Origin of the sequence: Amycolatopsis sp. WGS_07, from assembly GCF_045278895.1 — a bacterium.
GTDB lineage: Bacteria > Actinomycetota > Actinomycetes > Mycobacteriales > Pseudonocardiaceae > Amycolatopsis.
This window is the reverse complement of sequence record NZ_CP136053.1, coordinates 2,263,437-2,283,745: the sequence shown is the minus strand read 5'-3', so window position 1 is coordinate 2,283,745 and position 20,309 is coordinate 2,263,437. Positions and strand designations below refer to the sequence as shown.

General features: G+C 69.0%; 20 protein-coding genes and 1 tRNA gene. 15 read left to right on the top strand and 6 right to left on the bottom strand.

What is annotated here, in order from left to right:
- The first annotated feature begins 78 nt into the window (after positions 1-78).
- Entirely contained in the window at positions 79-672 is a 594-nt protein-coding gene (locus RPX00_RS10590) for a hypothetical protein (protein ID WP_406639345.1), read from the top strand.
- Positions 673-967: 295 nt separating this feature from the next.
- Positions 968-1,669 carry a hypothetical protein gene (locus tag RPX00_RS10585; protein WP_406639344.1) on the top strand — a complete coding sequence of 234 codons (702 nt, stop codon included), beginning with the start codon at positions 968-970 and terminating at the stop codon, positions 1,667-1,669.
- A gap of 58 nt (positions 1,670-1,727) precedes the next feature.
- Here the strand turns inward: RPX00_RS10585 and RPX00_RS10580 are convergent, their stop codons facing one another.
- Complete coding sequence (locus RPX00_RS10580) at positions 1,728-2,543, bottom strand: serine protease (RefSeq protein WP_406639343.1); 816 nt, start codon at positions 2,541-2,543, stop codon at positions 1,728-1,730.
- A 304-nt stretch (positions 2,544-2,847) separates the two neighbouring features.
- Between RPX00_RS10580 and topA the strand changes: the two genes are divergently transcribed.
- The 6 genes from topA to RPX00_RS10550 all read left to right on the top strand — a co-directional run bounded on the left by topA (position 2,848) and on the right by RPX00_RS10550 (position 12,237).
- Complete coding sequence (gene topA, locus RPX00_RS10575) at positions 2,848-5,724, top strand: type I DNA topoisomerase (protein WP_406639342.1); 2,877 nt, start codon at positions 2,848-2,850, stop codon at positions 5,722-5,724.
- Between the two features lie 62 nt (positions 5,725-5,786).
- Entirely contained in the window at positions 5,787-6,935 is a 1,149-nt protein-coding gene (locus tag RPX00_RS10570; RefSeq protein ID WP_406639341.1) for an MFS transporter, read from the top strand.
- 63 nt (positions 6,936-6,998) lie between these two features.
- Positions 6,999-7,850, top strand: a complete 852-nt coding sequence (locus tag RPX00_RS10565) for an ESX secretion-associated protein EspG (protein WP_406639340.1) — start codon at positions 6,999-7,001, stop codon at positions 7,848-7,850.
- Between the two features lie 310 nt (positions 7,851-8,160).
- On the top strand, positions 8,161-8,742 hold the full coding sequence (locus RPX00_RS10560; RefSeq protein WP_406639339.1) for a hypothetical protein: 582 nt from the start codon (positions 8,161-8,163) through the stop codon (positions 8,740-8,742).
- 148 nt (positions 8,743-8,890) lie between these two features.
- Entirely contained in the window at positions 8,891-11,041 is a 2,151-nt protein-coding gene (locus RPX00_RS10555; RefSeq protein ID WP_406639338.1) for a bifunctional MFS transporter/dTMP kinase, read from the top strand.
- The gene (locus tag RPX00_RS10550) at positions 11,038-12,237 is read left to right on the top strand and encodes a DNA polymerase III subunit delta' (RefSeq protein WP_406639337.1); all 1,200 of its coding nucleotides are present in this window, start codon (positions 11,038-11,040) and stop codon (positions 12,235-12,237) included. Before RPX00_RS10555 ends, RPX00_RS10550 begins: the two co-directional genes overlap by 4 nt.
- Before the next feature lie 56 nt (positions 12,238-12,293).
- Here RPX00_RS10550 and RPX00_RS10545 read toward each other — a convergent pair whose 3' ends face one another.
- Entirely contained in the window at positions 12,294-13,982 is a 1,689-nt protein-coding gene (locus RPX00_RS10545; RefSeq protein ID WP_406639336.1) for a hypothetical protein, read from the bottom strand.
- Between the two features lie 126 nt (positions 13,983-14,108).
- Here RPX00_RS10545 and RPX00_RS10540 point away from each other — a divergent pair.
- Positions 14,109-14,182: transfer RNA gene (locus RPX00_RS10540), tRNA-Thr, on the top strand.
- A 100-nt stretch (positions 14,183-14,282) separates the two neighbouring features.
- Here the strand turns inward: RPX00_RS10540 and RPX00_RS10535 are convergent.
- Entirely contained in the window at positions 14,283-15,146 is an 864-nt protein-coding gene (locus RPX00_RS10535; protein ID WP_406639335.1) for a hypothetical protein, read from the bottom strand.
- Complete coding sequence (locus RPX00_RS10530; RefSeq protein WP_406639334.1) at positions 15,136-15,759, bottom strand: TetR/AcrR family transcriptional regulator; 624 nt, start codon at positions 15,757-15,759, stop codon at positions 15,136-15,138. The genes RPX00_RS10535 and RPX00_RS10530 overlap by 11 nt, the downstream gene beginning before the upstream one ends.
- Before the next feature lie 80 nt (positions 15,760-15,839).
- Between RPX00_RS10530 and RPX00_RS10525 the strand changes: the two genes are divergently transcribed.
- A complete protein-coding gene (locus RPX00_RS10525) occupies positions 15,840-16,541 on the top strand; it encodes an SDR family NAD(P)-dependent oxidoreductase (protein WP_406639333.1) in 702 nt (233 codons plus the stop codon).
- Here the strand turns inward: RPX00_RS10525 and RPX00_RS10520 are convergent.
- Positions 16,538-16,987 carry an SRPBCC domain-containing protein gene (locus RPX00_RS10520; protein ID WP_406639332.1) on the bottom strand — a complete coding sequence of 150 codons (450 nt, stop codon included), beginning with the start codon at positions 16,985-16,987 and terminating at the stop codon, positions 16,538-16,540. The genes RPX00_RS10525 and RPX00_RS10520 overlap by 4 nt on opposite strands.
- Before the next feature lie 109 nt (positions 16,988-17,096).
- On the opposite strand from RPX00_RS10520, the gene RPX00_RS10515 reads away from it, so the two are divergent.
- The 3 genes from RPX00_RS10515 (at position 17,097) to RPX00_RS10505 (ending at position 18,403) form a co-directional block, all read left to right on the top strand.
- Positions 17,097-17,528, top strand: coding sequence for an SRPBCC domain-containing protein (locus tag RPX00_RS10515; protein WP_406639331.1), 432 nt, complete (start codon positions 17,097-17,099; stop codon positions 17,526-17,528).
- Positions 17,518-17,853 carry an ArsR/SmtB family transcription factor gene (locus tag RPX00_RS10510; RefSeq protein WP_406639330.1) on the top strand — a complete coding sequence of 112 codons (336 nt, stop codon included), beginning with the start codon at positions 17,518-17,520 and terminating at the stop codon, positions 17,851-17,853. The genes RPX00_RS10515 and RPX00_RS10510 overlap by 11 nt, the downstream gene beginning before the upstream one ends.
- Positions 17,854-17,956: 103 nt before the next feature.
- Positions 17,957-18,403 carry a hypothetical protein gene (locus RPX00_RS10505; protein WP_406639329.1) on the top strand — a complete coding sequence of 149 codons (447 nt, stop codon included), beginning with the start codon at positions 17,957-17,959 and terminating at the stop codon, positions 18,401-18,403.
- Between the two features lie 52 nt (positions 18,404-18,455).
- Here RPX00_RS10505 and RPX00_RS10500 read toward each other — a convergent pair whose 3' ends face one another.
- Positions 18,456-18,914, bottom strand: a complete 459-nt coding sequence (locus tag RPX00_RS10500; protein ID WP_037808306.1) for a GreA/GreB family elongation factor — start codon at positions 18,912-18,914, stop codon at positions 18,456-18,458.
- A gap of 122 nt (positions 18,915-19,036) precedes the next feature.
- Between RPX00_RS10500 and RPX00_RS10495 the strand changes: the two genes are divergently transcribed.
- Entirely contained in the window at positions 19,037-19,624 is a 588-nt protein-coding gene (locus tag RPX00_RS10495; protein WP_378304190.1) for a TetR/AcrR family transcriptional regulator, read from the top strand.
- 19 nt (positions 19,625-19,643) lie between these two features.
- Positions 19,644-20,162: a gamma carbonic anhydrase family protein gene (locus RPX00_RS10490; RefSeq protein ID WP_182895806.1), complete on the top strand. Its 519-nt coding sequence runs from the start codon at positions 19,644-19,646 to the stop codon at positions 20,160-20,162.
- The last annotated feature ends 147 nt before the right edge of the window (positions 20,163-20,309 follow it).

Genomic DNA, 20,309 nt, shown 5'->3' with positions numbered 1-20,309 from the left:
TCCGGGATACGGGGCGAGTTGCGGACTACCGGCGGGTCGGTACCGTGCGGAGGACACGGAGTTCGACGCGGAGGAGTGGTGCGAGTGCGGCCGCGCTGGACCGGTTTAGCCGCGCTGGCAACAGGAATCGGCATCGGCGTCACGGGCTGCGGGCAACCGCCGCCCCCGTCCGAGCAGGTCGCCTCCGGCGGGCACGCGGAGGCGGCGGCCCCGGCCGATCCGGCCGCGAAATGGGCCGACGGGTACTGCGGGGCGGTCACGCATCTGGTGCGTGCCTTGGCGAATCTGCCCTCGATCGACCCGAGTTCGTCGGCGCAGGCGACTCGGACGTCGAGCGATCTCCTGGCGTCGGTGGCCACCGGAATCGACCAGACCGTGTCTGGCCTGCACCGCGTCGGCCCCGCGCCGCTGCCCGGCGGCGAACCGGCGCGCACGGCGTTGCTGGGCCAGTTCACTTCAGTGCGGCGTCAGGCCGACGAGGTGCGCGGCAAACTCGACGCGGCCGCCAGCCCTGACGCGGTGAAAGCGGCGCTGGACGACGCCAAATCGGCGATCGACGAGGTTTCCCGGCTCGACGTCCTCAAGGGCTTGGACGCGACGCCAGCCCTGTCCGCGGCGGGCAAGCGCGCGGCGGGCTGTCAGCAGCTGGTGGTCCCGCCCGCGCCACGCTGAGGCGGCCGCCGGAAATCTGGCCGTGACCGTGCCGACCTGCCCCGGCTGGGCAGTCGGCGATCTCGTGCGGCACGTCGCGCACGCGCTGGTCAATGTCGCCTTCGGCAGCGGCTCGACGGTGATCTGGGCTGGGAAACTCATATCTGGCACGAGGAGTACGAAACCGACGGGGGCGACCGGTGGTTGCTGGTCTCTGCGGGTGCCGCCGGTTGGCGAGCACGCAACGCTGAGTGCCTGAAGAAAACCTCGCCGTGACGCTCGCCTTTAATCGAACTTGTGTTCTATCATCGGCCGCGTGGATCGGACGATCTCGCTGTTCTCGGCGGAGGCGACCGGCCCGGGCCTGCCCGACCTGGCCGGGCTGTTGTGCTGCCAAGGGCAGATCACCGGGTTCGGCCGCACCGCGGCGCGGCTGTCGGTGCTGGTCGAGGAGCCGTGGCGGGCTCGGGTGCTCGCGCGCGAATGCCGTAGCCGGGGTGCGGACGCGCAGGTCGCGGTGGCTGAATGCGGCGGTTCGCAGGTGCGCACGTCGTTCCGGGTCGATCTGCTCGGTCTCGCGCAGCGGTGGCTCCGGCCGGGGCACACCGGTCCGGCGGAGGACGATTCCGGCAAGGCGGTGCCCAGCGGGTTCCGGTTGAGCGGCGCGATGCTGCGGATGTGGGCGCTGGCCGCCGGACGGCCCGAACCCGGTGGCTACCTGCTGGGAGTCGATCCGCTGGCCCCGTGGATGCACGAGGAGCTGCTGGCCGTGCTCGCACCGCTGGGCGTCCAGGCTCGGTTGCTCGGGCCTCGTGCGGAGCAGCCGGCGGTGCGGATCAGCGGGCGGCGGAGGCTGGCCGGTCTGCTCGAGCTGATCGGCGAACCGCCTGCCGGGGCCGAGCCTGCCTGGCCGGAGCTGCCGCCTGCCGGGGAACGGCGGGAGCGCGCGCCGGGAGAGTCGCGGCGCGGTGGGCCCGAGGAGAGTTCTCTTCAGTATTTACTGGAGGCTGTGGGGTAGCTGCGCGAAAGAAAGGCCCCATCGCTCAGCGAAGCGACGGGGCCTTCCGGGAAGGACTTTACGGTTTCGGCAGGGTGCAGCCCTGCTGGTTGAGGTCGATCTCGTTGGCCGGGGTCAGGCAGGCGGGGATTCCGTAGGTCTGCTCGCCGTACTTGTAGTTCGGCCGCACGGTCACGTTGCCGGCCTCGTCGACCTCGCACGGGTTGTTCAGCGTGCAGCGCTGGCCGTCGTCGTTGGCCGTGTTGTTCACGCCGATGACCTTGCCGGTGTTGCGGTCGACGACCGGCGAGCCCGACGTGCCGCCGATGGTCTCGCAGCCCGGCACGTAGCGGATCGAGTCCTTCCAGATCCAGTCGTTCTCGTGCAGCTCGTGCACGAAACCGTCGATCGAGCAGGAGTAGATCTGCTTCCAGTACCCGGACACCACGTCGATCGGCGTGCCCGCCTGCGGGTGGGTGTTCACCAGTTCGAGCGGCGGGACGTTGTACTTCTGCTCGATGTCGGCGTAGGTGTCGCTCAGCTGGTACAGCGAGATGTCGGTGTCGGTCATCGTCGCGTAGACGATCTTGGTCGCGGTCACGGTGCCCACCGAGCTTTGCCCGTCCGGCGACATCAGGTCGAACGAGCGGTTCGAGCCTTGTCCGACGATCACCTCGCCTGGCGAGGGGAAGCCCTCTTCGAGGCAGTGGCCGTTCGAGAGCACCAGAGCGGGTGCGTCCAGCGGCGTCGCGGCGGGTTTCACGACCGAACCGGAGCAGTTGGACAACGCCACGGCACCGGTGAACGTGGTGGTCGCTGCGTTCGCTTCGGGGGCGGTGACCAGCGCGAATGTTGCCGCGACGGCGATCGCGGTGCCAACCAGTCGGCGGATCATGGTGGGTTCCTTTCGGCCGAGGGGAGGAATAAGTGAACCGTCGCCAGACTTGGACCCGCCACCGTCTAACGGAGGGTATCGACGGGATGACCGGTTACCCTGCACGGCACGTGTCCGACATCACGTGCTAGGTGTGGAGGAGAAACATCGCCGAGGTCAGCGGCGATCCGACGGGCAGGGACCCGGCGGCTCGTCGGGGCACCTCGGCGCTGCGCGGACACCGGGGACGTGCACACTGACAGGTCGAGACGCGGGCGCAGTACCCCTGGTGCAGGGGTGAGAGCGCCGCCGCGGCGGCGCGGAGATGAGTGGAGAGCAGGGCAGCGTGGCAGGAACACGGACCAAGAAGAGCGGTACCGGGGGCAACGGTGCCGATCGACGGCGGCTGGTGATCGTCGAGTCGCCAACCAAGGCCCGCAAGATCGCCCCTTATCTCGGCGGCAACTACGTCGTCGAGTCCTCCGTCGGGCACATCCGGGACCTGCCCCGCGGCGCCGCTGACGTCCCCGCGCAGTACAAGGGCGAGTCGTGGGCGCGGCTCGGGGTCGACATCGACAATGACTTCAAGCCGCTCTACATCGTCACCCCGGACAAGAAGTCCAAGGTCACGGAGCTGAAGGGGCTGCTGAAGGACGTCGACGAGCTTTACCTCGCGACGGACCCCGACCGCGAGGGCGAGGCCATCGCGTGGCATCTGCTGGAGACCCTGAAGCCCAAGGTCCCGGTGCGCCGGATGGTGTTCCACGAGGTCACCGAGCAGGCCATCCAGGCGGCCGCCGCGGCGACTCGCGAGCTGGACGCCGACCTGGTCGACGCGCAGGAAACCCGTCGCATCCTCGACCGGCTGTACGGCTACGAGGTCTCGCCGGTGCTGTGGAAGAAGGTCATGCCGAAGCTCTCGGCGGGCCGTGTGCAGTCCGTGGCGACGCGGATCGTCGTGGAGCGCGAGCGCGAGCGGATGCGCTTCACCTCGGCGTCGTACTGGGACATCTCGGCGACCATGGACGCGGGCGAGGACGCTTCGCCGCGTACGTTCCCGTCGCGGCTCGTCGCGGTTGACGGTGCGCGCCTCGCGACGGGGCGTGACTTCGACTCCAACGGTCAGCTCAAGGGCAACACCGCGGACATCCGCGTGCTCGGCGAGTCTGACGCGCGGGCGCTGGCCCAGGGGCTGAACGAGCGTGACTTCAAGGTCTCGAGCGTTGAAGAGAAGCCGTACACGCGTAAGCCGTACGCGCCGTTCATGACGTCCACGCTGCAGCAGGAGGCTGGCCGCAAGCTGCGCTTCACCTCCGAGCGCACGATGCGGGTCGCGCAGAAGCTGTACGAGAACGGTTACATCACTTATATGCGTACCGACTCCACGACGCTGTCGGAGTCGGCGATCACGGCCGCGCGTAGCCAGGCGACGCAGCTGTACGGCAAGGAGTACGTCTCGCCGTCGCCGCGTCAGTACACGCGCAAGGTGAAGAACGCGCAGGAAGCGCACGAGGCGATCCGTCCGTCGGGCGAGGTCTTCCGTACGCCGGGTCAGGTCGCGAAAGAGCTGGACACCGACGAGTTCCGGCTTTACGAGATGATCTGGCAGCGCACCATCGCGTCGCAGATGGCGGACGCGAAGGGCACCACGATGTCGGTGCGCATCGTGGGCACCGCTTCGACCGGCGAGGAGTGCACCTTCGCCGCTTCGGGCCGCACGATCACCTTCGCCGGCTTCCTGAAGGCGTACGTCGAGGCAGTCGACACCGAGGCCGGCGGCGAGGCCGACGACAAGCAGAGCCGGCTTCCGGTGCTGGTCAAGGACCAGGCCCTGACCGCGGCCGAGCTGTCCGCGGACGGCCACTCCACGTCGCCGCCCGCGCGCTACTCCGAGCCGAGCCTGGTCAGCAAGCTGGAAGAGCTGGGCATCGGCCGCCCGTCGACGTACGCGTCGATCATCAAGACCATCCAGGACCGCGGCTACGTGTGGAAGAAGGGCTCCGCGCTGGTGCCCTCCTGGGTCGCGTTCGCCGTGGTCGGGCTGATGGAGCGGCACTTCGAACGGCTGGTGGACTACAACTTCACCGCCGGTCTCGAGGACGAGCTGGACCGGATCGCCAACGGCGACGAGCACCGCGTCGAATGGCTGTCGAAGTTCTACTTCGGCGGCGACTTCGGCGTCGAGGGTTCGGTCGGACGGCTCGGCGGGCTGAAGAAGCTGGTCGACGGCAGCGTCGAGGGCATCGACGCGCGCGAGATCAACTCGATCCCGATGTTCAGCGACGCCGAGGGCCACCAGGTCGTGGTCCGCGTCGGCCGGTACGGGCCGTACCTGGAGCGCGAGGTCAACGGCGAGTCGCAGCGCGCGAATCTGCCCGAGGACCTGCCGCCGGACGAGCTGTCGCCGGAGATCGCGGAGAAGCTCTTCGCGACGCCGCAGGAAGGCCGTGTGCTGGGCACCGACCCGGTCAGCGGGCACGAGATCGTGGCGAAGGAAGGCCGCTTCGGCCCGTACGTCACCGAGCTGCTGCCTGAGCCGGAGCTGCCCGAAGACGCCACTGCGGCGCAGAAGAAGGCCGCGAAGGCGAAGCTGCCGAAGCCGCGTACGGGCTCGCTGTTCAAGTCGATGTCGATCGAGACGATCACGCTCGAAGACGCGCTGAAGCTGCTTTCGCTGCCGCGCGTCGTGGGCAAGGACCCGGAGTCCGGTGACGAGATCACCGCGCAGAACGGGCGCTACGGGCCGTACCTGAAGAAGGGCACGGACTCGCGGTCGATCCAGACTGAGGACCAGCTGTTCTCGATCACGCTGGAAGAAGCGCTGAAGATCTATTCGGAGCCGAAGCAGCGCGGCCGGTCGGCCACCGCGCGTCCGCCGCTGAAGGAACTCGGCGACGACCCGGTGTCGGGCAAGCCGATGGTGGTCAAGGACGGACGCTTCGGCCCGTACGTGACCGACGGCGAGTACAACGCGACGCTGCGGAAGTCCGACAGCATCGAGGAACTCACCGCGGAGCGCGCGGCTGAGCTGCTGGCCGAGAAGCGCGCGAAGGGCCCGGCGCCGAAGAAGCGGACGACGCGCAAGACGCCGGCGAAGTCCACTGCGACCAAGTCGACCACGACGAAGTCCACGGCGGCGAAGTCGACGACTGCGAAGAAGGCGCCTGCCAAGCGGAGCAGTACGGCGACGAAGTCGAAGTAACGAGGATCTGAAGGGCCACCTGGAAAACTCCGGGTGGCCCTTTCTCGTGTCAGGGGGAACAGATGGGGGAGACACAGCGCGCTCGTGCCGCGGTTTCCGTGGTTTTCGCGGTGTGCGGTGCGGCATTCGCTTCGTGGGCGGCTCGAGTGCCTGCGGCGCAAGCGAAACTCGGCATGGGTGCCGGAGAACTCGGGATCGGGTTGTTCGGGCTCGCCGCCGGTTCGGTCGTCGCCTTGCTCGCCGCCGGGCCGTTGATCACGAAGATCGGCAGCCGACGCGGGGTGCTGTGCGGGGCCACGGTGCTGTGCGCGGGCCTGCCGCTCGTCGCGTTCTCGCCGAACGTGCCGCTGTTCGTTGCCGCGCTCGTGGTGCTCGGAGTGGGCAACAGCCTGCTGGACGTTTCGATGAACGCGCACGCCGCACGCGTCGAAGAGGCTTACGGGCGGCCGATTTTCGCCGGGTTTCACGCTTTCTGGAACATCGGCGGATTGGCTGGTTCGGGCGTCGCGGCGCTGATGGAGGTCTGGCGCGTGCCGATCGAGGCGCACTTCACTGGCGCTGGCGTCGTGCTGTTGGTGCTCGGCGTCTTCGCTGCTTCGCAGTTCCTGCCCGGTGCCGACCGGGGACAGGGCGAGGCGGCGTTTGCCTTGCCCAGCAAGGCCTTGATCCCGTTGGGCGTGATCGCGTTCTGCGGTTTCGTCGCGGAAGGCACGGTGAACGACTGGAGCGCGGTCTACCTCCGCGAGGTCACGACGGCGAGCGCGGCTGTCGCGTCGCTGGGCTACTTCGCGTTCTCGATCACGATGATCGCGGTGCGCACGGTGGCCGACCGGGTGGTCGAACGCGTCGGTGCCGTGCTGTTCATGCGGGTCGCGACCGCGGTGACGGTCGCCGGATTCCTGCTGGCGGTGGCGGTTCCGGTGCCGGTGGTCGCGGTGATCGGGTTCGCCGTGGTCGGGCTCGGGGTGTCCGGGATGGTGCCGCTCGCGTGGAGCGCCGCGGGCCGCAAACAGCCGGAGGCACCGGGCCGGGCGATCGCGGCCGTCGCCGCGTGCGGGTACCTCGGATTCCTCGCCGGTCCGGTGCTGGTGAGCGGACTGAGCGGCGGGATCGGGCTGCACTGGACGCTCGCCGTGGTCGGTGCTCTCGTGGTGACTGTCGGCTTCCTCGCGCCCACGATGCGGGTCGGCGACCCGGTCTCGCGGCGTTGACCGACCGCTCGGCGCATCGAGGGGGTGACTCGAACAAAAGTTCGAGAAATTGTCGGTACCAGGGTGTTCAATGACGGGGTGAGCAGTTCAGCACCCGTCGTCTTCGACGTCATCGACGAGGTCATCGGACCGCTGCGCGCCGAGATGCCGCAGCGGCCTTCGGTGATGGAGTTCTACGACCCGCATTTCGAGGTGCCGCCCGTACTGGCCGAGGAGGAGCCCGCCGGAGCGGCTTCGGGACTGAGCCTCGCCGAGGAGGTCCGGCAGTCGTTCGGGCCGATGCTCGGTGCGGGGCTGGCCGAGGAGGTGGAGCAGTACACGCGGTTCGTCGCCGGAATGGCCGCGCTCGGGCTCGCTGCGGACGGCGAGGTCACCGCCGAGGCGGTCGAGCTGTACCGAGTGCTGCGCGGTGGATTCATCCGCGGAGTGGTCACCGGGGTGTTCCCGGCGAGCGAGGAGCCGTGGGAGGTGCGGTTCTTCGGCGACGAGGACTTCACCACGGTGATGAGCAAACTGGGCCGCCGGGCGCGGCTGCGGTCCGGGATGCTCAGCGCGCTGCCCGGGTGGGTGTTTGACGGGCTGCCGGATCGTTCGCCGGGGCCTGGTCCGGCGGTGCGGATCGAGACGGATGACAGTGGGCTGATTCCCCGGGCGGCGTGGGGGGATTTGGACGTGATCCGGGAGGCGGTGGCGCGGCCCCGGCTGGGGACGGTGCTGGTGGATCTGGCTGTGCGGGATTCGGTGTTGGCGGAGTATCCGCATGGTGCGTTTGGGCTGGTGGACAACGATCAGGGGAGGTATCAGTTTCGGGCTGCGCCTAGGGGTGGAGGCGGGGGGTGGGTGGTTACGTGGACGCCTGCTACTCGGGGGACCGCGGAGGCTTGGATTGTGGAGGCGGTGCGGAGTTGTATTTGAGGGAGGACTGGGGTTGAGGTGGCTGGGGGGTTGAGGGGCTGGGTTTGCGGTGGCTGAGCTGGGCTGGCTGGGGGAGGTGCGGTGTTGGCTCAGCCTCGCGGCCGCTCGGTCTGGCTGGCGCCCCTGAATTGGGCCCCTGTTCTTTTGCTGAAAAAATTGCCTGCGGGCGTCTATCGGCGGTCCCTGGCCTGGGTGGCGGGTGTCTTCGCGGGAGCGGGCGGTAGTGGTTCTGCGGCCATTGGGTGGATGCGGTTGCCGGTACTCTCGCCGACACTGGACTCGGCGGACATTCCGTAGTGAGGTGGTCACCATGAGCACGAGCGACGGGACTCCGTTCTTTCCCGCCTCCGGGTCCGACCGGGACGGGACGTTGGCCGGCGACGTCGGGGGCGAGCGGTTCTCCGATCCGTTGTCCGGGTTCGAGATGTCGACGAGCCGCTCGCCCCGGCCGTTGCCGACCGCTAAGCCGGTCGAGCACGATCCGGAGGCCGTCAAGCGGATGGTCGAGGCCGCGCTGAAGGAAGAGGCCAAGAAAAAGGAAGTCGTCAAGACGCCGAATCCGATTCCGCCCTCGGAACGGCCCGATCTGGTGCCGCTTGGGCTGCTGCCCCGGCAGCGGACCTGGCCGACCAAGGCTCCTCAGCTGCTGAAGAAGGTGCCCCGGCCGCGGCCGAAGCGGGTGACCGAGATCGCCGACGACGACATCGAGGAGGAGCTTGCCGAGCGGCAGAGCCGGCGTGGGCTGCCCTCGATCAGCATGCCCAGCTTCGGCCGTCCGTCGAGCAGTACGGCGGGCGTCGTGCTCGCTGTAGTGTTGCTCATCGTGTTCGGAATTGTCGCGATTGAGCTGATCGCTAGCCTGGTGAGCAGTGTGAAGGGGCTGTTTGGCTGACCCCGCCTGACCACCCATATCACGGGGCGTGCCGTACCCGCGTCCGCGGCGGGACTACCCTGGCCACCACACGGTCGGGGGATCCGCAGGGGTCGCCTGACGCCGCCGTGACAAGTGGGGTGGGCGTATCAGCGAGGGCGTACGGTCGGTGCCTGGCACCGGCCCGGGCGGATCGGGCGGGACGTCCACGATCCACCGGGCCCGCCGGGTGCTGGCGATCAAGCCATTCCGTCGGCTGTGGGGCGTCACGTATCTGTGCAGTGTCGCCGACTGGCTGAACCTGCTGAACCTGACCAGCCTGAGCACCAAGCTCCTCGACAACTACTCCGCGCAGAACTACGCGTTCGTCGGCGTCATCGTCACCGCGCTGCTGCCCGGCCTGCTCTTCGCGCCGGTCGGCGGCCTGCTCGCGGACCGGTTCGACCGGCGCAAGATCATGGTCATCTGCGACCTGCTGCGCTGCGGGTTCCTGCTCTCGATCGCCGTCGTCGGGGCGCCGTGGTGGCTGTTCGTGGCGAACTTCCTGGTCGGCTGCTGTTCGATCATGTGGATCCCGTCCAAGGACGCCGCGGTGCCGAACCTGCTGCGCCGCCCCGAGCAGGTCGAGACCGCCAACCAGCTCGGCATGGTGATGACCTACGGCCTCGCCGTCATCACCGCCGCCGGAGCCAACGCGCTGATCCAGGGCGCGAACTCCACGTTCCACCTGTTCCAGGGCCCCGGGGTCGACCTCTACATCGCCAAGGTCGTCGTCGTCATCACCGGCCTGCTGTACCTGATCAGCGGCATCCTGGTCGCCACCCGCATCCCCGAGCTGTCCCTGCGCGACGTGCACTCGTCGCCGCAGCAGAAGAAGGTCAAGCGCGCCGACGAGGAGAAGTTCGGCTTCGGCGCGATGATGCGCGACGGGATCAAGTTCGTCCGCAGCACCCCGATCGTGCGCGGCCTGCTGATCGGTGCGTTCGGCGCGTTCGCGGCAGGCGGCGCGGTCATCGGCGCGGCCAAGCCGTACTCGTCCTCCCTGCTGGGCGGCGACGCGGCGTTCAACCTGCTCATGCTGGCCGTCTTCATCGGCCTGGCTCTCGGCATGGCGCTGGCCCCGAAGCTCGCGCACCGGCTCCCGCACGACCGGCTGTTCGGCATCTCGATCGTCCTCGCCGGGCTCGCGCTCGGCGTCGTCGCGCTGTCGCCGCACCTGGCGATCTCGGTGGGCGCGGTCGCCTTCGTCGGCGTCTGCGCCGGCACCGCCTTCCTGACCGGCGTCACGATCATCGGCTCCCGCGTCGAGGACGCGATCCGCGGCCGGATCAACGCGATCTACCAGGCGATGCTCAAGATCGTGCTGTTCGGCGCGACGGTGGTCACGCCGGTGCTGATCGGCCTGGTCCGGCAGCGCAACGTCAACCTCTTCGGCACGCCGATCATCGTCGACGGCACGCGCCCGGTCATCCTCGGCGGCGGTCTGCTCGCGGTGCTGCTCGGGATCATCGCTTACCGGCAGATGGACGAGCGGCGCACCGAGAAGATCTTCAGCGACCTGCGCAACGCGCTGCGCCGCAACCCGCGCCGCGTCAACGGCTTCCTCATCGCCATCGAGGGCACCACCGCCGTCAACACCGCCGAGCAGGCCGCCCGCCTCGCGCGCTGGCTCGGCACCGGCACCCGTCCGGTCGTGCTCACCGCCGACCCGGCGCTCGGCGAACAGCGCTTCCGCACGCTCGTTTCGGACGCCGCCCTCACCGGCGTGCGGGCGCAGGCGCTCGTGGCCGCAGCTGTGCGTGCTGAGCTGGTGGAACGTCAGATCCAGCCCGCGCTCGACGCCGGGTCCGTGGTCGTCATGGAGCGCTTCGTCGACTCACCGCTCGCCTCGCTGTCCGCAGCGGGCGAGCTGGACCGCGACGAGCTGGAAGGCCTGGTCGACTGGGCCACCGGACGGCTCCGTCCGGACCTCACCGTGCTTCTCGACTCCGAGCACCCGGACGATCCGCAGCCGTCGCTGAAGGATCAGCTGTGGGTGCAGAAGCTGCTCGCCGAGATGGCCGCCGCCGATCCGGACCGGTACGTGGTGGTCGATGCCGAAGGTTCCGACGGTGACGTCGCCAGTCGCGTCCGCACCGCCGTCAAGTCGGTCTTCGTCGGCTCGCTCGCCGGTCTCGCACCCGCAGAGCCGGCCGACGCCGCGACGGCCGACCTCGCCGAGGCTGCGGCCGCCGAGGCGGAACTGACGCCGGAGGCGAAGCAGAACGGAGTGGCGGAAGCGGACGTGGTGCCCGTGGTGTCCAAAGTGGAGGATCGGTGACGGCTCCGATCGGCGTCTGGACCGAACTCGTCGGCCAGGAGCCTGCTGTGGAAACGCTGTCCTCGGCGGCGGCCGCGGCGGCCAAAATCGTTGCGGGAGAACCGGTTGCGCCAGCGGCGATGACGCACGCCTGGCTGCTTACCGGGCCGCCGGGCTCCGGCCGTTCGGTCGCCGCGCGCACGTTCGCCGCGGCTCTGCAGTGCAGCACCGGAACCGGCTGCGGCGCGTGTCCCGGCTGCCGGACGACGATGGCCGGCACCCACGCTGACGTGCGGCTGGTCGTCCCGGAAGGACTGTCCATTTCGGTCGCCGAGATGCGCGCGCTGGTGCAGGCGGCGGCTCGGCGGCCGACGACCGGCGAGTGGCAGGTCGTGATCATCGAGGATGCCGACCGGCTCACCGAGGGCGCGTCGAACGCGCTGCTCAAGGCTGTGGAAGAGCCGCCGGTGCGCACCGTGTTCCTGCTGTGCGCGCCGTCGGATCACCCCGAGGACGTCTCGGTCACCATCCGCTCGCGGTGCCGCCTCGTCCCGCTGCGCACGCCGCCCGCCGAGGCGATCGCGCAGGTGCTGATCTCCCGGGACGGCGTCGATCCCGAGCGCGCGAACTGGGCCGCGGCGGTGTGCAACGGTCACGTCGGCCGTGCGCGCCGGCTCGCCACCGACGAGGCCGCCCGGCAGCGTCGCGCCACGGTGCTGCGGATTCCACTGGGGCTGCGCCGTCCGGACGACGTTTTCACCAGCGCCGACCAGCTGATCAGCGCCGCCGAAGCGGACGCGGGCGAGGAAAGCAAAGGCCGCGACGAGCAGGAACGTTCCGAACTGCGCACCGCGATGGGTGGCGACGGCACCGGTAAGGGTGTCGCTGGCGCGAAACGTGCCGCGGAGGCCGCGGTGAAGCAGCTGGAGAAACGCCAGAAGTCCCGCGCGACGCGTACCCAGCGCGACACTCTCGACCTCGCGTTGGTCGACCTGGCTGGCTTCTACCGTGACGTCCTCGTGACGACCACGCGTTCCGGCGCGACCCTGACGCATCCCGACCACGCCGAGCAGATCAACTCGGCCGCGGCAGCCTGGTCGCCCGAGTCGACGCTGCGCCGCCTGGAAGCGGTGCTGGAGTGCCGCGAGGCGATCGGGCTGAACGTGAAGCCGCGCATCGCGGTGGAAGCCATGGTCACCACGCTTCGCCAAGGCTGACTCACCAAAAACGGCCCCCTCGCCAGTCAGCGAGAGGGCCGTTCTGTTGTCGAGCGTCAGTCGCGCGGATGCGGCGACGGCTTGAACGGTGCGTCAGGACCACCGGACGGCCGCTTCAGCGGCAGCGCCGGACGTCGCCGGTTCGGGAACGCCGCGACCAGGACAACGCCGAGCAGCAGCATCGCCGTACCCGTCCAGAACAGCGGCACCGTGTCGTACGCGCCGTTCGTGTAGGCCAGGTGCTTCACCGGACCAGCCGGTGCGGCACCGCCCTTCGGCGGGGCGGCCGGAGTCGTGGCCGTGCCGCAGACGACGCCGCCGGTCGGGGCGTACGCGCGGGCGACCTGCTCGCCCAGCGACAGCTGCGCCAGCGACGACGGCAGGTTGTCGCCCGCCTGCTTCGGCAGCAGTTCCTTCAGCTTCTTCGTGGGCAGCACCTGAACGTCGAGCAGCCGCGCCGCCGCGCCCAGCTGGTAGCCCTTGAACGGCGTGGTCGCCTCGGACTGCTTCTGGTCGAGGTTCGCGATGCTCAGCCGCAGCACGCCGAGGTCGAGCACCTTCCCGGTGGTGTCGCCGAGCTGCTGGATGCCCTTCGTCGCGGTGGCGACCAGGCCGCCGACCACCGGCACGTTGTCCAGCGCGCCGAACTGGTCGCTCAGCTGTGACAGCGGCAGGCCGATCGGGATGTCCTTGGTCGGGTGCGCCGCGTCGAGCGTGTACAGCGCCTTGCCGCCGGCCGCGATGGTGATCACCGGTGCCTGGTAGTCCACTTTGGACGTCTTCGCGTCGCCGGTGGAGGTGACGGTGAGCGTCGGCTGGCTGGCCACCTTGAGGTTCAGCTCAAGCGGGGTGCCCTTCAGGATGTTGATGTCCGCAGCCTGCAGCGTGGACCTCGACTGCACGGCTTTGTTCTTCGAGCCGGGCATGTCGACGAGCTTCACCTGCGACCGCGACGACAGCGTGTTCGGCAGGCTCAGCAGCGATCCGGTGCCCGCGGCGGGCGTCTGGCCGCTGCCGGGCAGCAGGCCGCCCAGGCTCTGCAGCCCGCTCTTCGGGTCGAAGCCCTGCGCGAGCTGGGTGCCCTGCGGCAGGTTCAGCCCGCCGCCGCCGAGCAGCGGGACCTGCGGCAGCGTCGGAAGGACGTTCAGCAAGGACAGGCTCGCGACGGAGGTGCTGGCGTCGGCAATCGTGTCGACGCACGGGCCGAGCGATTCGCTCCAGCGGGCGTGCGCGGTGCCGTTGAGCAGCCCGACGTTCAGCAGCGGGTTCGACGGCGCGTTCAGGCCTCCGCTGATCTCCTTCGGGTTGTCCGGCAGCGCCGTCTGCACGAGGCTGCCCGGCGTCTGCGGTGCCTGGCCGCCGACGGCAAGCCCGAACGGAGACGACTGCGCGATCGCCTTCTCGTAGGCCAGGTAGGCCTCCGAGTTCGCCGACGCGCTGGACAGGCCCATGCCCGCCTCGAGCGCGGACTGCTTCGGCAGCGTCTGCCCGAAGCCGGGAAGGATCGTGCTCGTGCTGACCGAGTTCGGCAGCAGCCGCAGGACGCCGAGCGCCGTGCCCGCGTCGCCGACCGCGTGCCCGAGCGGCTGCGGCCCGATCGGCGCGGACGCGGGCGGCTGCGAGGGGTTGTTCGGCTGCGGGATCGGCGTCGTCGGAATCTCCTGCGCACCGGCCGGCGCGGCCAAGAGCAGCAGCAACGCGGCAGTGGCGGGTAGCGCCAGCGCACGGGGCAGTCTTCGCTGCATGTGCCGGGTCCTCCAGGTGATCGCCGGGTCGGGGACTGAGACCGAAGTCATAGGAGCCTAACGACGCGGCCCCCGCAAGGTGACGCACACGCCTCCGCTACACTGATGACCGTCGCACAGCGACATGCCGCCTTAGCTCAGTCGGCCAGAGCGATTCACTCGTAATGAATAGGTCGGGGGTTCGATTCCCCCAGGCGGCTCCGCAGGTCAGGCCCCATCCGACGCGGTTCGGATGGGGCCTGATCCGTTTCCGGGGCGGCCCGTGCGGTCTCCCGCAGATTCACCCGTTTGGGGACCTGGCTAACTCCGCTCGGCGAGCAGTTCCAGCCCGCCTGGGCCGAGCCGCAGTACGGACGGGACCAGTTCCGTGGTCTCGTATGGCGAACGGAGCGCCTGCTCCCGGACGGTGTCCGCCAAGCCGGAGCCTTCCCTGGCAACATACATCTCGTCCGGGCAGGGCAGGCCGACGATCAGGTCGCCCGTGCCGAGGTGGTGCGACAGTTGCGGGTACAGATCAGGCAGCGCGAGGGCGGACGCCGCCATCTGGTTCTCCCTGGCGACCGAGACCAGCACGTCCTCGCCCGAACCGCGGACCTCGAACTTCAGCCCGCGGGCCAGGCAGCCGAACCCGACGTCGAGCAGCTTTTCGAGCGGTGCGCCCATCTCTTCCTGCTGGTGCCGGGTGATGTGCTGCATTCCGATCTTGCCCTGCGGGGTCCGTCCGACCACGGCGAGCGCGACCGACAGCTTGCCGGGCACGAGCGGGTGGTGGGGCAAAGCGTCGAGCAGTCCGGCGCGCGGCGAGGACGCGCTCCAGAGGATCGGCAGGATCTCCTCGGCGCTTTTCTTCTGCTCGGCTTCCGCCATCACGGCGCGCGCTTCGGCGAATGCGCGGTCCCACTCACCGGGAGCCGGTCGGGGGAAGCTGTAGGTGCACTCCGCTTTTCGAAAATTCTTGGCCATGAATTTCTGGTCCGCCGCGGAAGGCTGCCATTCGCTGTACACCGCCAAAACCGCGGACCCGCGCACCTTGTGCTGCTGCCGGATGCTGGCCCAAGCCTGCTCGACAGCGTCGTCGGCCTGGGTGGGCGCGCTGGCCAGCACCGGTTCGGGCAGGCCTTTGATCCGGAAGACGACGAGATTCTGGGAAACGTCATCGTTCATCGGATTTCCCAAGGGGAAAAGGATCTTCGCATGCGTTCTCACTACCACATCCGGCGCGAAGTCCGGCGAGGCTGAATGAAAGCGTGCGCCGCCAAGCGTCCGGATTGGTCTCGACTGTCTCGCGCACGATCAGTGCACTCGTGAAGATCAGCAGCATCAGATCCTCGGACGTCACATCCGCCCGCAGTGTCCCGGCCCGCTGGGCGCGTTCGAATAGCCGTACCGATTTGCCGAGTTCGGCCGTGCAGCGCGCGGTCAGTTCAGGGGCGTTCTGGAGTTGCCGGCTGATCGCGTCCCGGAGCGCGGGGTCGTCGGCTTGCTGTTCGCACAGCACGGTCACGTAGGTGACGAACGATTCCCACGGGTCGTCGACCGCTTCTGCCCGCCGCATGGCCTCGTCCATCCGCTCGGCGACCAACTCGGGCATCACCGCGTCGATCAGGGCTTCCCGTCCGCCGAACCGGTTGTAGAGCGTTCCGGCGCTGACGCCCGCCCGTTGTGCGATCTCCTCCAGCGGCACTCCGAGGCCCTTCTCCCGGAATGCCTCGGCTGCCGCCGCCAGCAGCAGCTCCTGGTTGCGGCGCGCGTCTCGGCGCAGCGTTGGCTTCCCCATCTGGTCATCGTAGCCAGAAAGTTGACAGCGGTCTCAACTTGGCGCCAAAGTTGAGGTCAATGTCAACTTATGGAGGTTTCGTGTCCAGAACGCTTGTTGTCCTTGGTGCTGGTACCGGCCTTGGTCCCGCGATCGCCCGGCGGTTCGGCCGGGAGGGGTTTCGGGTCGCCCTCGTCGCGCGCAATCGCGATCGTCTCGCCGCCTTGGCTGACGGACTGGCCGAGGAAGGTGTCGAAGCCGCGGCGTTTACCGCTGATCTCGCGCGGCCAGCGGAGATTCCCGCACTGGTCGACACGATCCGGAACCGGTTCGGGCGGATCGATGTGGTGTCGTACTCGCCCTTGGACCTGAACGGTTTCACGCCCGCGGCCGACTTGATTCCGGCGATCCAGCAGCAGCTCCTCGACCTCTACTTCCTCACTCCGATGGCTCTGGTTCAGGCCGTTTTGGGGGAGCTGCGTGAACGCGGCGAAGGCAGCATTTTGATCAGCCAGAGCGTCTCGGCCACCGAGCCCGCTCCTGTCCTCAGCGGCATTGGACCGGCGATGGCGGCGACCCGTAACTACATCCAGAGCTTGTCGGCGGAAATCTCGCCCGACGGCGTGCACGCGGCGACGCTTCAGATCGGAGCCATGATCAGGGGAAGCGCTGTCCACGCCGCACTGCGATCCGGCGAGATCGAACCCAATACCGAGTTTCCGGAGATCGAGCCGGCGGACATCGCGGAGACGCTGTGGGAGATGCATGCCAAGCGCGACGCCTCGGACCGTCAGCTCCCCTAAGGCTTGGCGGATTCCGGGATCGGTTCGCCGACGCCGGTGGTCAGCAGTGCGTGCAGGCTGGTGTTGACGCAGCTCGTCCAGCCTCGGGAGCACTCGCGGTAGCAAGCCTGGTCCGGGGTGAGGCCGTGATGGGTGAAGCGCAGTGTCGTGCCGTTCGGGCCTGGCGTGATGTCGAAGCTCATCCGGGTGTCGGTCCACTCGTCGGGCTGGTCGGTGAAGGCGACGTACGCGTCTTCAACGTGCCAAGCGACCCGGCGGCCCGGTTCGAGTTCGGTGACGCGGATCCGGCTCGACGGGATTCCCTTGTCCACAAAGGAAAACTCGTCGCCGACCGCGGTCGCGGTGCCGGTGATCGTCTTGCTGAACCAGCCTCGGACGTCGGTGACCGCGGCGAAGACCTCGTCGGGAGTGCGGTCGACGGTCAGTTCGGTGGTGAAGGAGTTCATGGCCTTCCTTTCGACAGATATCGCAACTGATTGGTTGCTACACTATGGCAATCGGGTGGTTGCGTCAATGGAGTGTGGTTGCCTAGGCTCAGCCCGGAAGGAGCACGGCATGGGGTTTCCCGACCGCGTCGAGCGGACGGTCGAGCTGGCGCAGCCGCCTGCGACGGTGTGGACGGCGCTGACCACGGCCGACGGTCTGCGCGCCTGGTTTGGCGACGAGGCGGAGATCGACCTGCGCCCTGGCGGCCTCGGCCGGGTCGCGTGGATTGGCGACCGCAGTGCCGAGATCCGGGTCGAGCGCGTCGAGGAGCCCGAGGTGTTCGGCTTCACCTGGCAGGTCGACGGGATGCCGGACGACGATCCGCGGCGCACCTACGTCGAGTTCACCCTCCAAAAACGCGACGGCGGAACCCGGCTCACCGTGGTCGAATCCGGGTTCGCGCAGCTGCCGGACAGCCAGTACCCCGCCACCTACCGCTCGCACGTCGAGGGCTGGGCGCGCGAGCTGGACGAGCTGGCGGCCAGTTTCGATGCCAGCTGATCCCGAAGCGGTCGCCGAGCAGGTCTTCGCCGCTCTCGCCGACCCGACCCGCCGCGCGATCCTCGCCGAGCTGGCCGCGCGCGGTCCGGCGACGGCGACCGACCTCGCGACCCGGCTTCCGATCACGCGGCAGGCCATCGCCAAGCACCTCGGCCTGCTCTCCGACGCGGGCATGGTCGTCGCTGAGCCGGGTGAGCGCCGCCGGGTGCGCTTCCGGCTCGATTCGGCGCCGATGCGCGTCGCGCAGCAGTTCCTCGCCGCCCTCGCCCGGGATTGGGACGGTCCGCTCGCCGCGCTGCAGGCCCACCTCGACCGCGAAGAATGACCCGCGATTTCACTCATCTGAGGGACCGAGTCGGCCGACTGGCCAGCAAGCAAGGGCCGGAAGAACGAGGGCGGGGCGCCTGAGTCTCGGTTGACTGGAAGCCATGAACAGCGTGCGGAACAAGGTGGCACTCGCCGCGACCGGGATCGCGGCTCTGGCCACGGTCGCGTCGTGCGGCCTCGGTGCCTCGGTCGAGGAGAAGTCGAACGGCCACGTGAAGTCGGTTTCCTACGACAGCGGAAAGCAGGGCAAGGCCAACGCGGACGCGCGGCTTCCGTCGTGGGTGCCTGACGACGCGAAGTCGGTCACCGAACTGATTCGCACCACGGGCTCGGAGCGGATTCTGCGCTACGAGCCGGGTCCGTCCGGTCTGCCCGCGGTGTGCATGCCGGGCAAGGCCGAGGTGAAGGCTCCGACCCTCAGCGCGGACTGGTGGCCCGCGGGCGAACACAAGCGGACGGACAAGGACTGCGGCGGCTGGCACGTCGCCGTCGAGAGCGACGGGGTGTTCGCGTATCAGCCGGAAACAGTGGCCAACGCAGATAAATAAAAACGGTGGGCCGCCCCGGGATCCGGGGCGGCCCACCGTCTGTCCTCTGTGGTCAGTTGGCGGGCGGGGTCAGCTTCAGCACCGTCGCGGTGGCTTGCCCGCGCGGGGTGCGGTAGCTGATTTCCTCGCCTGCCTTCGCGTTGGCCAAAGCAAGGCCGAGCGGGCTGTCGGAGGTGATCGCGTCGGCGTCCTCGCCAGGGAGGGTCACCACGGTGAACTCTTCCTCGTCACCGTCGGAAAAACGCAGCGAAACGCGCGTGCCGTCCGGAAGCAGCGAGCTGTCGTACGCGCCGTGCTCCAGCTTCGCGGTGACGTCGGCGATCTGCCGGTCCAGCCGCGCCGCTGCCTCGGCGCGGTCGATCACGTCCGCCTGGTCGGCGGCGTCCCCCGTGCGTTCCTGCTCGCCCGGCTGCGGCGAAAGCGCCTCCCGTTGCGCACGCAGGTCCGCGATTTCCTTCTCCAGCTGACGGCGTGCCGCCTCGCTGAGCCCCTTGTCCCCTGAGATCACCATGCCGGGCATTGTCCGCTGCGCGGACCGGGGTGGCCAATCCGGTTTTTCACCCGCCGGAAGACGTTGGGACGACTGGCCTAGGATTCAGGGCTGCCGTCCTGGACAACGTAACGAGGATCACCGTGAGCGCCGTGCCCGGTCGCAGCACCCAGCTGTCGCCCAACCAGTTGCAGAAGCAGGAACTGATCGTCGAAGCGGCCCGCACGGTCCTCGCCCGCGAAGGACTCGCCGGCTGCACGGTACGCGCGATCGCGGAGGCCGGACCGCTCACCAAGAGCGCGATCCACTACTACTTCGCCGACATCGACGTGCTCATCGACCGCGCGATGGCCGCGCACGTCAACACTTTCGCCGCCGAACTGCGCACGGTCGCGGACAAGCACCACGACCCGCGCAAACGGCTTTTCGCCGTGGCCGAGGCCTACCTCGCCGAGTTCGCCGACCATCCGCGCGGCGCGTTCCTCTGGTTCGAGTACTGGATCGCGGCCGGCCGCGCGCAGCATCCGCAGGCGATCGACGCCATGCTCACCTCGATCACCGAACTGCTCGTCGAACTCCTCGCCCCGCTCGACGTCGACGACCCGCGCGCCAGGGCCCGCTCGTTGCTGAGCTACCTGCTCGGCGCGGTGGTGCAGCAGCGGGTCCGGCCGCGGTCGTTCTCGAGCCTCCGCGGCGACATCGAGGCGCTCTGCTTCGCCGGGTACCGCTGACGCCGCTTAGGCTCCCGGCATGCCTTTGTTCTCCTTGGACGGTGTCAGTCCCCAGGTCCACCCCGACGCGTGGATCGCCCCTACCGCCACCTTGATCGGCAACGTGACCGTCGAGAAGGACGCCTCGGTTTGGTACGGCGCGGTGATCCGCGCGGACTTCGGCCCGATCGTCATCCGCGAGGGCGCGAACATCCAGGACAACTCGGTGATCCACTCCGGGCCCGAGATGACCGAGGTCGGCCGCAACGTGACCGTGGGGCACCAGTGCCTCGTGCACGACTGCACGGTCGGCGAACAGGCGTTGATCGGCAACGGTTCCACCGTGCTCGACCGCGCGGTGATCGGACCGCGCGCGTTCGTCGCCGCCGGCTCGACGGTCACGCCCGGCACCGAGGTCCCGGCGGAGACGATCGCGATGGGCAGCCCGGCCAAGAAGTTCGTGGAACTCACCGATTCGGCGCGCGTGTGGGTCGACCACAACGCGGCGGTCTACCAGGAACTCGCGCGGCGCCACCGCGGCGGCCTCGAGCAGGTCTGAGCCCGTTCCCGCGGACCGGACGCGGGCTGGCGCGGTGCACTAAACTGCGTCCCGCAGCAGCGACTGGCGCCATTCAAGAGGTGGAGCACCACCGGGGAGCGACGACGAGGCCGGCACCGCGCGCCTGGGTGATGGCCACTGCAGAGC